Here is a 12,772-nt window from a genome sequence, read left to right on the forward strand (position 1 = left end):
GAACCCGTCCATCTCCGCTTTCCCTCAATCTTGGAGGTTGTCCTGTGTCCCGTTTAAGCCACAGCCATCGCGCGGCGCCCCGGAAGGCCGATGACGCGTACTTGCGGGAGCTCGGCTACGAGCCGGTGCTGACCCGGCGCATGGGTCCGTTCGGGAACTTCGCGATCAGCTTCTCCGTCATCAGCGTCCTGTCCGGCTGCATGACGCTGTACGGGTTCGGCCTGAACACCGGCGGTCCGTCCGTGATGCTGTGGGGCTGGGTCGTCGTGGGCGCCATGGTGATGTTCATCGGCGCCGGGCTGGCCGAAGTGACTTCCGCCTATCCGACCTCCGGCGCCCTGTACTACCAGGCGGAGCAGCTCGGCGGCCGGAAGTGGGGCTGGTACACAGGCTGGCTCAACCTGCTCGGCCTGCTCGGCGCGATCGCCGGCATCGACTACGGGGCCGCCCTGTTCACGGGGGCCTTCCTGAACCTGCAGTGGGGTTTCGAACCGACGCCCGGCAAGATCATGCTGATCTTCCTGTGCATCCTCGCCCTGCACCTCACGCTGAACCTGTTCGGAGTCCGGCTGGTCAGCATCCTCAACAGCATCAGCGTCTGGTGGCACCTGGCCGGCGTCACGGTGATCGTCGGCGCGCTGGCCATCGTGCCCTCCCACCACCAGTCCGCCGACTTCGTGTTCAGGGAGTTCGTCAACAACACCGGCTGGTCCAGCCCGTTGTACGTTTCGGTGCTCGGGCTGCTTCTGGCCCAGTACACCTTCTGCGGCTACGACGCCTCCGCGCACCTGTCGGAGGAGACCACGGACGCCCAGGTGTCTGCTTCCCGGGGGATCATCCACGCGATCGGCTGGTCGTGGCTAGCCGGGTTCGTGCTGCTGGCCGGGCTCACCTTCGCGATCCAGGACTACGCGGGCACCGTGGGCACAGCGACGGGGGTGCCACCGGCACAGATCTTCCTCGACGCCCTGGGCATGGCGGGGGCGAAGGCGCTGCTCCTGGTCGTGATCGTCGCTCAGCTGTTCTGCGGCAACGCAGAGACCGCCGCGGCCAGCCGGATGGTGTTCGCTTTCTCTCGGGATGGGGCGCTGCCGGGCTCACAGTTGTGGCGGCAGGTGGATCGTCGTACCGGCACCCCGCGCAAGGCGGTGATGCTGTCCGTGGTGTGCGCCGCGGTGCTGGCGCTGCCGAGTCTGTATAGCCCGGTTGCGTACGCGGCGATCACCAGCATCAACGTCATCGGTATCACCCCGGCGTACGCGATCCCGATCTTCCTGCGGGTCAAGAACCGGCACCGGTTCAAGCCCGGCCCGTGGAACCTGGGCAGCTGGGGCGTGATGGTGGGCACGATCGCCGTCATCTGGGTGGCGTTCGTGACCGTCCTGTTCTGTCTGCCCCAGACCCGCCCCGACGGCGGGGCTCTCGCCACGGTCGACACGTTCAACTACGCGCCGGTGGCTCTGCTCGTCGTGCTCGCGCTGGCGTGGGGGTGGTGGCACAAGCAGGGCAGCACGTACGAGGTGCCGGCCCAGAACTTCGACCGCTCGACGGGCGAGTACGAAGACGAGGTCGTGTGATGACCACAACGAGCAACGGCACAGCCCCGCGCCTGGCCGTAGCGGCGGCTGCCGCATCGGGGGCACGCTCGGAGAAGGCCCTGTCCCTGACCGATCTGCGCAACCTCGTGAAGGGCGGCGCGATCGACACCGTGCTGCTGGCCGTTCCCGATCTGCAGGGGAGGCTGAAGGGAAAACGGTACGACGCCGACCACTTCCTCAAGCGCGTCGCGCATCACGGTGCCGAACTGTGCGCCTACGTCCTGGCCACTGACGCTGAGATGAGCCCGGCGGACGGCTTCGCGCTGACCTCGTGGGACAGCGGCTACCAGGACCTGTCCGTTCAGCCGGCCCTCGGAACCCTGCGCGTGGTGCCGTGGCTGCCGCGCACCGCCATCGTCCTCGGCGACGCCGTACACCACGACGGAACGCCCATCGACGTCGCGCCCCGCCAGATCCTCCATCAGCAGCTGACCCGGCTGTCACGGCACGGCCTCCAGGCCAAGGCGGGAATCGAGACCGAGTTCACCATCTACCAGGGAACGTACGCGGAAGCGGAACGGGCCGGGTACCAGGGCCTGCGGCCCGTGACGATGGACAATCTTGACTACGCCCTCGACCACGACCCCGCCTGCGACCGGTTCTTCCGCCGCCTGCAGCGGGCATTGGCCGGGGCGGGCATGCCCGTGGAGGCGATCAAGACCGAGGCCGGCCCCGGCCAGGTAGAGGTGACCTTCCCGTACGGACCCGCGCTCACCGCCTGCGACCGGCACCTACTGTTCAAGCACGCGGTGCGCACGCTGGGAACGCGCAGCGGACTGGCGCCCACGTTCATGGCGGCCCCAGAGACCGGGTGGGCCAACGGCCTGCACCTGCACGTCTCACTGTGGTCGAAAGCCCTTAGCCAACTCCACGCCCCTGACAACGAATACGAGCTGTCGCAGATCGGACGGAACGCAATCGCGGGGCTGCTCGCAGGCTTGCCAGAGCTGGGCCCGTTCTATGCCCCGAACGTCAACTCCTACAAGCGATTCACGCCCGGCTCGTTCGCGCCGACCATGCTCCACTGGGGCCACGACAACCGCACGTGCGCTGTCCGCGTCGTCGGTCACGGAGAGGGCCTCCATCTGGAAATCCGTGTGCCGGGCGCGGATGCCAACCCCTATTTGGCCCTGTCCGCGGTACTGGCGGCGATCGACTACGGCATCGAGCAGCAACTCGCCCTCGGCCCTGAAGCGGCCGGCAACGCCTACAGCGGGGGCGGCACCCCTGTGCCGCCCACCCTCGCTGACGCCCTGACCGCCTTCCAGGAAAGTGCCCTGGCCCGCAGCGCGTTCGGCACCGAAGTGGTCGAGCACTATGCCCATCTCGCCCGCTTGGAACTCGACCACCAGCAGCGCCTGGTCACCGATGCCGAGCGGCAGAGGTGGCTGGCCCGGGCCTGACCGTCAAGCCACCGCGAAGGAAAGGAACTGGAACTCCCGTGAGTGCACGACCGGCGCGCCCGCCCGCCACGTACCTCGATCTCACACCCGCTCAGGTTCGGATCGCCCAGAAAGTCGCGGAGGGCAAGAGCACCTATGCGATCGCATCCGACCTGACCATCACCGCCGGGACGATCAACGTGCAAATGAAGCACTGCGGTCAGAAGCTCGGGGTAAGCGGTCGGGCCGCCGTCGTCCACGCGTGCTACGTCACCGGGCAGCTCAAGCGTCCTGGGAAGGCAGCGTTCCCGGAGACGCTCTCGGACGCAGAGACGGAGACGTGGCGGATGATCGCCACCGGTGCGACCTCGAAGGACTACGCGGACCGTGCTCGTATCAGCCGCGACGAAGCCCTTCAGCGGATCAGAGCTCTCCGGCAGCGCGTCCGGGCGCACAACGACCCGCACCTGGTGACGCTCGGCTGGACGTACGGGGTCATCGACGAGTCCCTCGTCGAGATGATCTCTGGCACGGTCCTTCGTGCCCTGGCCCCTGCATGACCAGCTCAGACCGAGTTGTCAGTCCCCCGTGGCACACTCCCCATCCCCACATGAACACCAAGAGCACCCAATTAATCACTTTTTGTGATCGGACTGGGTGGCATGGCTAATGGAAGGGCGCACCAAACGTGACCGATATGCCCAGTGCACTCCACCAGCTGGTGGAATCGGTGACCGACACCTACACCGTGGTTGCCGAACATCCCCGGCCCGGCGACATCAGACCATCACTCTGGGAGATCGACGGACTCTGCGGCGAGCGTTGGTTCGCCAAGCAGCATGTCGGCCCGAAACTGCACCGGCGTGAGGTCGACGCGTATCTGAAGTGGACGGTCTCCCTGGGCGCCGACCGTGCGCCCGAGCTCATCGCTTCGAACTCGGAGACGCGAACCGTCCTGGTCACTGCAGTGCCCGGCCGCAGCCTGGACACGCTGCGGCTGCCGGCCGAGCAGGGGCGCAAGGCTTATGAGCAGGCCGGTGAACTCCTGGCCCGGCATCACACCGCGGCGGCGGACGAGCCGACCGCAGACGTGACCGAGGAGGCGTGGGACTCGACGGCTGCGAAGCTACTGGATGATGCTGCCTCCCACGTGCCGGAGCACGAGATCACGATGGTGCGTGCGCTCGTCAAGGAGACACCGCCGCGTCTGCCGCAGGTGGCGGCACACGGCGACTACATGCCCAAGAACTGGATGTGGGACGAGACCGAGCAACGGCTTCGGATCATCGACTTCGAGCGGGCGGAACTCCAGCCCGCTGCCCGCCGGGACTTCAGCCGCCTGCGCTACCGGATCCTTCTGCAGCGCCCCGACCTCCTTGCCGCCTTCCACTACGGATACGGCCGCCGGCTCACCGAAGAGGAGCTGGCGGCATGCCGGGCGTACGCGGCCTTGGATGCGCTCGACTCGCTGTCCTGGGGGATCACGCATCGCGACATCGGGCTCGTCGACGAGGCCCACACCATGCTGGAGAACCTGCGTCAGGAGAGCGGCACGCGCATGTGGGGCGGGTGGGGTTCGTGAACGCCTTTGCCGGAACTGCCTCTTACTACCGGCGCTTCCGCCCCGGCATCCCAGTCGACCTTGCCGTCCTCCTCGCCCACGAGGCACCCACGGCTTCTCCACGGCGTCTGCTGGACATCGGCACCGGCCCAGGGCTCGTTGCCAGCGCGCTCGCCCCGTACTTCGACGAGGTGATTGCGGTCGACTCCGACCAAGCGATGTGCGCCGAAGCTGAGGCCGTGCTCCGCCCCGCGCTCTCCGGCGGTCAGCGGTTGCAGATCCGGCACGCGCTGGCGGAGGACTTCGAACCGCCGGCGGGATGGCAGCCGCACCTCGTGACCTGTGGCCGTGTCCTTCACTGGCTCGACCGGCCTCGTTTCCTCGATCGACTGGCCGAGTACGTGGGCCCCGGCGGTGTGCTTGCGGTGTTCAGCGATCGCAGCCTGTGGACCGCCGAGAGTGCCTGGCAGCAAGCCGCGCGCGCCGTCGTCCAGAAGTTCCTCGGTGAGCGGCGGCGAGCGGGGGACGGCGTCTTCGGCCCGCCCGGGCCGCCGTACGAAGAAGTGCTGCGCGCTTCCGCCTTCGGCGAGGTCACCACCGCGACCATCCCCGTTCGCCGCGAATGGAGCATCGCCGAAGTCATCGGCTACCTGTACTCGACTTCGTTCGCGGCCTCGCATCTGTTCGGCGACCGCCAGGATGCCTTCGAGACGGCACTCGCGAAGGCTCTGGTCCCCTTCGCGGAGGGCGGGTTCCTCGTGGAGGACAACACATTCACCGTCCTCACCGCGCGCCGTCCTTCCTCCATGGACCGGTGACGGGTATGAGCGAGGCGGACTGGGATGCGGCTGTGACAGCTGACGTGCTGGAGGAGCGGTACGGGCTGGTCGTGGACGTGGTCGAGCCGGTGCACATGGGCACCGACACGATCAACCGGCGGGTCCTGACCGACGACGGAATACGGCTGTTCGTCAAGGAGTATCGGACGAACGCGGACCTGGAGGCAGCCCGCACCGCATGGGACATGTCGGAGTACTGCCGAGCTGCGCGCCTTCCCATCCCCCGCGTCTGGGACGACGCGGACGGCAACCTCATCACGATCGCGCAGGGCAGCGCCTGGGCCGTGGTCGACGAGGCGCCCGGCCGCGTGACCTCCTCGGCGATGACGGTGCCCCTCGCCCGACACATCGGCACGGTGATGGGACGCATGCACCGGGTGCTGGCCGCCTACCCGCTGCCGCAGCGCATGCAGCAGTCCCGCTGGCGGACGGGCACGGTCGAGGACGCGGTCGGCAAATGCGGCACCGTGATGGCCACGGCCCTGCAGCAGGGGCATGAAAGTCTCCAGCACCTACGGACCGACCTCGATCAGCGGCGGGAGGACCTACAGGATCACGTCCACCGGCTACGGAAGCACCTGCCCGACACGATGGTGGAGCAGGCACTGCACGCGGACCTCAGCCGCACCAACTTGATCGTCCTCGCTGATGCCGTCACCGGTGTCATCGGCTTCCGGGGCGCAACCGGCATACCGGCCTGGGAGCTGGGCCGGGCCGCGTTCGATCCGCGCACCGTGGCCACCAGTCCGGAATGGGACGCCTGCGCGCTGGCGATGGTGAGCGCCTACCACGCAGAGAACCCCAGCCTCCCCCTGGTGGAAGTACGGGCCTGCGCCCGGATCGCGTTGCTGTACATGCTGTTCAGCTTCTACGGCGCCGCCACCGCCGAATACGACCTTCCTCCCGAAGCGGAAGCCGACCTGAAGCAGCACTGGATCGAGCGGCAAACCGCCATCCGCCGCATGCTGAACAGCCTTTCCGACCTCGATGACGCGTTCGCCAGCCTCTCTACGGACGGAGGCTGTTCGTGACAAACCAGCCGCCGCGCATCGCCGGAGCCATCGGCACCCTGCACGGAGTACGCAGCGCCCTGATCGCAGGCACCGTTCTCCTGCTCCTTCCGGTCTTCGTCCTGGCGCTCTCCCCAGTGCGTTCCCTGCGCGCCCTTCCGGCGACCACGCCGAGTCCAGACGGCCAGGCCCCTGTCGTGACGGGCGGGCCGTCTGGTGCCAGCCCAAGTGCCCTGTGGCAGAAGGAAGGAGACAGGCCGTGACGGAAACCGCCAATAGGCTGCACGGCGACAACGGCGAGACAGACGACGCGAATTCGGTGCCCGCTGGCGAGGAACAACTGGCGTTCAACCACCCGGGCGGGGACAGCCTGGAGTTGGCCGAACTGCTGACCGGGCGCACGATGGCCCGTCGGCTTCCCTCACTGATCCGCAGGACCTTCTCCCTGGCCTGGGAGGTCGATCGCAAAGCCGTCGTCGCCCTGCTGGCCTGCCAGATCGTCTCCGGGGTCTCCGGGGCGCTCGGGCTGTTCGCCACGACGAAAGCGTTCTCGGTGCTCATCGAGACGGCACACGATACGAGTCGGCTGCCCGCGGCGATTCCGGCCGTGTCCTTACTCGCCGGGACGGCTGGACTGCGGGCTCTCCTCGGCATCGCCATCCAAGCTCTGTCCAACCGGCTTTCACCGCGCATCTGCCGCGAGGCGGAGTACAAGATGCTGGAAGCGGCGACCAACGCGGAACAGGCCGCCTACGACCACCCGGGCTTCAACGACCGCTTCGACGCCGCCGAGAGGGGAGTCGACGTCAGCCGGCACATGATCGGCCAGTCCCAGAACTACATCTCCTCCCTGGCCACCCTGATCGCCGCTGGCGTGGTCCTGGCCAGCCTCTACCCCCTACTTCTGCCTCTGCTGCTCCTGGCCGCCGTACCGCAGGCGATCGCCTCCATCCGCAGTGAGCGCGTCACCTATCTGGCGACGGTCGCCACGCACAAGGACCGGCGCGTGATGTACATGCTGCGCTGGCACTTGATCGCCAAGGACCAGTCCGACCAGGTCCGCACCGACACCCTGGCCCCCTACCTGCTGGAGAAGTACAAGGCCAGCGCGGAGCGGGTGGAAGCCACCAGCAACACCGCCACCTGGGACCGGGCCAAGATCGCCGTCCTCGGTGCCGCCGCCACAGGGCTGGCGTCCTCGGCAGTGTGGGGGGCGGTCCTCCTGCTGCTGGGGACCGGCCGGATCTCGGCGGCAGCGGCCGGCACCGCCGTATTCGCGCTGCGCTCCGCGGCCACCGGACTCCAGGGACTCGTCGGCTACGGCCGGGACCTGCTGCGCACCGGGCTCTACCTCGACGACTGGGAGCGGTTCGTCAAGGAAGCCGCCGGCCAGCGCTTGGACCGCGGCACCATCACCCCCCAACCGCCCCAGCACATCGCCCTGCGGCAGGTCACCTTCCGATACCCCGAGGCCGCCCAGGACACCCTCCACGACGTCGACTTCGAAGTCCGCCAAGGCGAGATCGTGGCCGTCGTCGGGGAGAACGGCTCCGGCAAGTCGACCCTGATGAAACTGCTGTCCGGGCTCAACTTGCCCACCAGCGGGGTCGTCACCTGGGACGGCATCAGCATCGCCGACCTCGACCCGCACGCGATGTGGCGGCACACCTCCGTGGTGCCACAGGACTTCGCCCGCTGGCCCATGACCGCGCGCGAGAACATCACCCTTGGCCAGCCGCGCCCGGAAGGCGACCTGGCCGTCCAGCGCGCAGCACGGGCCAGCGGAGCTGACGACGTGATCAAGACCCTCCGGTCAGGGTTAAGCACCTTGCTGGCCCGAGAGTGGTGGGGCGGCGTGGCCCTGTCCCCAGGACAATGGCAGCGCATCGCCGTCGCTCGGGCCGCACACCGAGACGCGGGCCTGCTCGTCATGGACGAGCCCACCTCGGACCTCGACCCTCGGGCCGAGCACCGGATCTTCACCGGCCTGCGCGAGATGGCCGGGGACCGGGCCGTCGTGCTCGTGACCCACAACCTTGCCAACACCTCCGTCGCCGACCGAGTTTTCGTCCTCGACAAGGGCCGCGTAGTACAGACCGGCACATTCCACGAACTGATCAACCAGCCTGGTTTGATGCAGGACCTCTGGCGCCTGCAGCAAGACCGAGACGCCTACCGCACGGAAGGGGAAGACACGTGATCCAGTCCCCCCGGGCCTACTGGGAGCCGCTGGTGCGCCACGAGGCGCTTGGAATTGCGCGGAGGTGAAAGGACTCCGCCGCCGGTAAGTCGCAGCTGACCGGTGAAACTGGGAGGCAGCCGGAGCCGGGGAACGCCGGTGACGGTGGGAGCAGCCTCCGACAACGTACGGGACGGGTTGGAACTGTCAGACATCCCGGGTCCGGCAAGCAGCGATGGAAAGGTGTACGTGAGGAACCGCTGTATGACGCTCCGTAAGCCCAGTGCCGGCTCAAACCTGACGGATATGGGCCGGTGTGCAGCGCGCAGTCGCCTTGGCGTTGTGAAGGCGATGAACTCCGAAGCCGGTTTAGTGGTCCGGTGGGGAGGCCACGGTGAAGAACTGCGGCGTAGCCGTGGCGATGCTGTCGGAGTAAAGGCGGGCACCTACTCCATCAATCGATTCCAAGTGAACGTGGGAACCATCCTTGGTCGCCCTGGCGCATGGTTGCCAATCATGTGCGGGGCAGGTCCGTTGCCGACTGCAGGCCGAGAGATGGGACGGAGGCCCCGTAGTAGTCCGAGCGTGCGAAAGGCACGTACATGGCGAAGGGGGCCAGCAAGTCAACAGCCGAAGAACTGGAATACCAGGAGGTGTCGTTGGTGAATACCGACGAGCTGGAGTACGTCTTAGCCAAGGCGGAACGCCGGGTACTAGAGATCCAGGCCAAGCTGCACCGTTGGGCCGGTGATGACCCTCATCGCAGGTTCGATGATCTGTTCAATCTCGTCGCAGACCCCGCGTTCCTGATGGTCGCATGGGGTCGAGTGCGGGAGAACAAGGGCGCCAAGACCGCCGGGGTGGACGGGCATACTGCCTCTGCCATCGTGCGGGAGACGGGAGTCGAGGTGTTCCTCGACAGGGTTCGCACTTCGCTGAAGGACCGAACCTTCCGTCCGCTCCCGACAAGGGAACGGTTGATCCCCAAGGCGGGCGGGAAACTGCGTCGCCTTGGAATCAGCACCGTGACCGACCGGGTAGTGCAGGCGTCGATGAAGCTGGTGTTGGAGCCGATTTTCGAGGCGGATTTCCTCCCGTGTTCGTACGGGTTCCGTCCGAATCGCCGAGCCCATGACGCAGTTGCCGAGGTGCGCCAACTCGCGTCCCATTCCTATGAGTGGGTCGTTGAGGGAGACATCAAAGCCTGCTTCGACGAGATCTCGCACCCCGCCCTCATGGAGCGGGTCCGGGGCCGGATCGGAGACAGACGCGTCCTGGCCTTGGTAAAGGCATTCCTCAAAGCAGGAATCCTCAGCGAGGATGGACTGCTGCGGGAAACCAACACCGGGACTCCTCAAGGGTCGATTCTTTCTCCGCTGCTGAGTAACGTGGCCCTCTCGGTGCTGGACGAGCACATTGCCCAGGCACCGGGCGGGCCCGCCACGACGCCGTGGACCCGTGCGAAGCGGAAAGCGCAAGGGCTGCCGAACTACAGGCTTATCCGCTACGCGGACGACTGGTGCCTGGTGATCTCGGGAACCCGCGCCGACGCCGAGCATCTCAGGGAGGAGGCGGCCGACGTCCTGAGCACCATGGGCCTTCGGCTGTCTCCGGAGAAGACGTTGATCACGCACATCGACGAGGGCCTCGATTTCTTGGGGTGGCACATCCAGCGCCATCGCAAGCGGGGCACAGACCGGCAATACGTCTACACCTATCCCGCCCGCAAGGCGGTAAAGGCCGTCACGGCCAAGGTGAAGACGATCTGCCGAGAAATGGACACGGGCCAGCCACTCGACGCCCTGCTGACCAGGTTGAACCCGGTCATGCGGGGCTGGTGCCTGTACTTCCGGCCCGGCGTGTCCAGCGCGACCTTCCATTACCTGCGCTACTTCGCGTGGCGTCAGGTAATCAAGTGGTTGCGCAGGAAGCACCGCCGGACCAATTGGAAGGACCTCCGCCGTCAGTACTGCGACGGCGGCTGGTGGCCGCACACGGAAGATCGGACGCTGTTCGATCCTGGAAAGGTGCGCACTACGCGATACCGATACAGGGGCTCGGCGATCCCTACCCCGTGGGCGGCGACAGGATGAGGAAGCAGCTTGCTCCGACGGGACCTGTGGAGCGCCCGGTGCCTGGTAACAGGCACGCCGGGTGCGGGAAGCGGTCCGGGGAAACGGGCCGGTCGAAAGACCGGTACCGCGCCCCGGACCGACTTCACTGGGCCTCCGGCCGCCGCTACCGGCAGATCAACGACCAGGAGACCCAACTCCTCGCCAAACATCTCGGTCCCGGCCGCGCTCGGCCATCGCTCGATGTGGGATGCGGCGACGGCGCCCTCGCCCGCCACCTGCACCACCACCTCGGCTACCGGGCCACCGGCATCGACTGCGCACCCAGCGCCGCCGCCATCGCCGCGAGCACGGACGATAACGTCCACTTCCAGGTCATGGACTTCGCCACCGACAACCTGAACCAACTGCCCGATCCGGCCTACGCGGTGGTCACCTGCCGCCTGGTATACCGGTTCATCACCGACAAGGGCGCCTTCCTGGACCGGGTCCGTCAGGTCCTCGCCCCCGGCGGGACCTTCTGGGTGGTCACCGAACTTGCCGACCGACGCACCGATGACGACCCCCTCAAGAGCCTGGGCATCACCGCACACGACGTCGAACTCCTCACCTGGCGTTGGTCCACCGTGAAAACCGTGGACCTCGACCGGTTGGCCTGCTTCGCCCTGCGCCCCTGATTCCACACTTCTCGACCATCGGAGAAGGCCGCTTGATGAGCGAGCAGACCAACCTGGCTGCCTGGAAGGCGTACGGAACGCACCACATCCAAAGAGGAACCGACGTTCCAGACCCCGACCGCCTGACCTGGGGGTTCTGGCCAACTGGGTCCGGCGCCAAGGTCCTCGGCGACATCGCTGGCCGCCGTCAACTCGACCTGGGTTCCGGGCTCGGCATGTACGCCTCATACCTCGCGCGCGAGCACGGCGCACTGGTCGACGCCGTCGAGGTCTCCCTTCCCAGCACCAGCGCGCCACCGCCCGCTACGGCCGACAGCCGGGCCTCAACCTTGCCTGCGAAGATCCGGCCGCGATCCTGGCCCGCATGCTGGGCATTCAGCAGTCGGTCGCGGCAACAGGCAAGTAGTGGGACTGGATGGCGTACGCCGCCGACATTGCGGCCTGCCCGCCGGCCAGGTGAGCCGCTGGGCAGGCACGGTCAGCGAGCCGGCCCGAGGGGAACGTGCGGCGTGGCGAGCACCCGTTCGGCGATCCCCACGACCGCTGGCCAGATCTCGCTGACCTGAGTCGCGTTGAGGGAAACGGTCTCGGTGTAGCCCTCATACCCGTAGCCGTTGTCCAGAACGGGCTGAAGGTTGCGGGCACGCCACGACTGGACGAGTGCAGTCTCGACCCTGCGGGCATCGGCACCGACTGCGAACCGCATCGTCTCGATCGTGATCCAGCCGTTGAGGGCGTGCTCGTACAGTCGCCTGTTCTTCGGGCTGTCCTCGCAGATACCGATCTTGGCTGCAACCAGGTCGGGTTTGACGACCAGGTAGAGGATCGCCGGGAGGTGGGGCTTGAAGCCGTGATCGGCGCATGACTCGCAAGGGCCTTGCCGCTTTTGGGAGTTGAGAACTGGCTCGCAGTAGTGGCCTTTCGCCAGACAGCGGCCCGGCCACTTCGTGGCGTCGTTGGTGTAAGGGATGTCCGGATCCGGGGAGTAGCCCCACTCCCGTGCTCGCTGGCGGGCCACGTCGTCCGACAGGCGCCGCTTTCCTCCGCAGTGCTCACAGCCGCCCTGTTTGCCGTTCTTGATGTTGTCGAGCCGAGGTCCGGGCTCGCAGATCCTCCAACAGCGCAAGCACCAGGACCGGACCGCTGTCTTGACGTCTGGTATCTCCACCATGGGCAGCATGTTCCCGAGCCGGATCATGTCTGTTCGGCGCTGGTTGGCCCGGTGTCGCTTGTTGCAGTGGACGCAGCCAACCCGGCCCTTCTTGGCCAGTGACCGGACCACACTGAGGTATGCGGGAAAGGGCTCGACGTGTCCCTTGCACTTCGGCTGGATGCAGCGGACGGCGAATGGCTTGGAGGTCACTCCGGGATATGGCTCTACCGGCTCCAGGCCCGAGGCCCGCAGTTCAAGGGTGGCCGCCGCATGGTCGATCTTCGGACGCTTCATGCTCGGC

Annotated in this window: 11 protein-coding genes; 10 read left to right on the top strand and 1 reads right to left on the bottom strand. The window is 67.0% G+C overall.

Annotated features, from left to right (window positions below):
* The first annotated feature begins 44 nt into the window (after positions 1–44).
* The 10 genes from AQJ91_RS06130 (at position 45) to AQJ91_RS06170 (ending at position 11,318) form a co-directional block, all read left to right on the top strand.
* Positions 45–1,577 (top strand): amino acid permease, encoded by a 1,533-nt coding sequence (locus tag AQJ91_RS06130; protein ID WP_067017129.1) that lies wholly within the window; start codon positions 45–47, stop codon positions 1,575–1,577.
* Positions 1,577–3,001: a glutamine synthetase family protein gene (locus tag AQJ91_RS06135; protein WP_234381822.1), complete on the top strand. Its 1,425-nt coding sequence runs from the start codon at positions 1,577–1,579 to the stop codon at positions 2,999–3,001. The genes AQJ91_RS06130 and AQJ91_RS06135 overlap by 1 nt, the downstream gene beginning before the upstream one ends.
* Before the next feature lie 38 nt (positions 3,002–3,039).
* The gene (locus AQJ91_RS06140) at positions 3,040–3,540 is read left to right on the top strand and encodes a LuxR C-terminal-related transcriptional regulator (RefSeq protein WP_067017131.1); all 501 of its coding nucleotides are present in this window, start codon (positions 3,040–3,042) and stop codon (positions 3,538–3,540) included.
* A 137-nt stretch (positions 3,541–3,677) separates the two neighbouring features.
* On the top strand, positions 3,678–4,562 hold the full coding sequence (locus AQJ91_RS06145; protein ID WP_067017134.1) for a phosphotransferase: 885 nt from the start codon (positions 3,678–3,680) through the stop codon (positions 4,560–4,562).
* Positions 4,559–5,359 carry a class I SAM-dependent methyltransferase gene (locus AQJ91_RS06150; RefSeq protein WP_067017265.1) on the top strand — a complete coding sequence of 267 codons (801 nt, stop codon included), beginning with the start codon at positions 4,559–4,561 and terminating at the stop codon, positions 5,357–5,359. The genes AQJ91_RS06145 and AQJ91_RS06150 overlap by 4 nt, the downstream gene beginning before the upstream one ends.
* A 32-nt stretch (positions 5,360–5,391) precedes the next feature.
* The gene (locus AQJ91_RS06155; RefSeq protein ID WP_234381823.1) at positions 5,392–6,411 is read left to right on the top strand and encodes a phosphotransferase enzyme family protein; all 1,020 of its coding nucleotides are present in this window, start codon (positions 5,392–5,394) and stop codon (positions 6,409–6,411) included.
* Positions 6,408–6,653, top strand: a complete 246-nt coding sequence (locus tag AQJ91_RS53390) for a hypothetical protein (protein WP_159054494.1) — start codon at positions 6,408–6,410, stop codon at positions 6,651–6,653. The genes AQJ91_RS06155 and AQJ91_RS53390 overlap by 4 nt, the downstream gene beginning before the upstream one ends.
* Positions 6,650–8,590 carry an ABC transporter ATP-binding protein gene (locus AQJ91_RS06160; RefSeq protein ID WP_234381824.1) on the top strand — a complete coding sequence of 647 codons (1,941 nt, stop codon included), beginning with the start codon at positions 6,650–6,652 and terminating at the stop codon, positions 8,588–8,590. Before AQJ91_RS53390 ends, AQJ91_RS06160 begins: the two co-directional genes overlap by 4 nt.
* Positions 8,591–9,171: 581 nt before the next feature.
* Positions 9,172–10,662 (top strand): group II intron reverse transcriptase/maturase, encoded by a 1,491-nt coding sequence (gene ltrA / locus AQJ91_RS06165; protein ID WP_234381825.1) that lies wholly within the window; start codon positions 9,172–9,174, stop codon positions 10,660–10,662.
* A 38-nt stretch (positions 10,663–10,700) separates the two neighbouring features.
* Positions 10,701–11,318 (top strand): class I SAM-dependent methyltransferase, encoded by a 618-nt coding sequence (locus tag AQJ91_RS06170; RefSeq protein WP_234381826.1) that lies wholly within the window; start codon positions 10,701–10,703, stop codon positions 11,316–11,318.
* Positions 11,319–11,796: 478 nt separating this feature from the next.
* Here the strand turns inward: AQJ91_RS06170 and AQJ91_RS06175 are convergent, their stop codons facing one another.
* Positions 11,797–12,765 carry a hypothetical protein gene (locus tag AQJ91_RS06175; protein ID WP_067017138.1) on the bottom strand — a complete coding sequence of 323 codons (969 nt, stop codon included), beginning with the start codon at positions 12,763–12,765 and terminating at the stop codon, positions 11,797–11,799.
* Between the last annotated feature and the right edge of the window lie 7 nt (positions 12,766–12,772).

The organism is Streptomyces dysideae, assembly GCF_001514305.1.
GTDB classification, from domain to species: domain Bacteria; phylum Actinomycetota; class Actinomycetes; order Streptomycetales; family Streptomycetaceae; genus Streptomyces; species Streptomyces dysideae.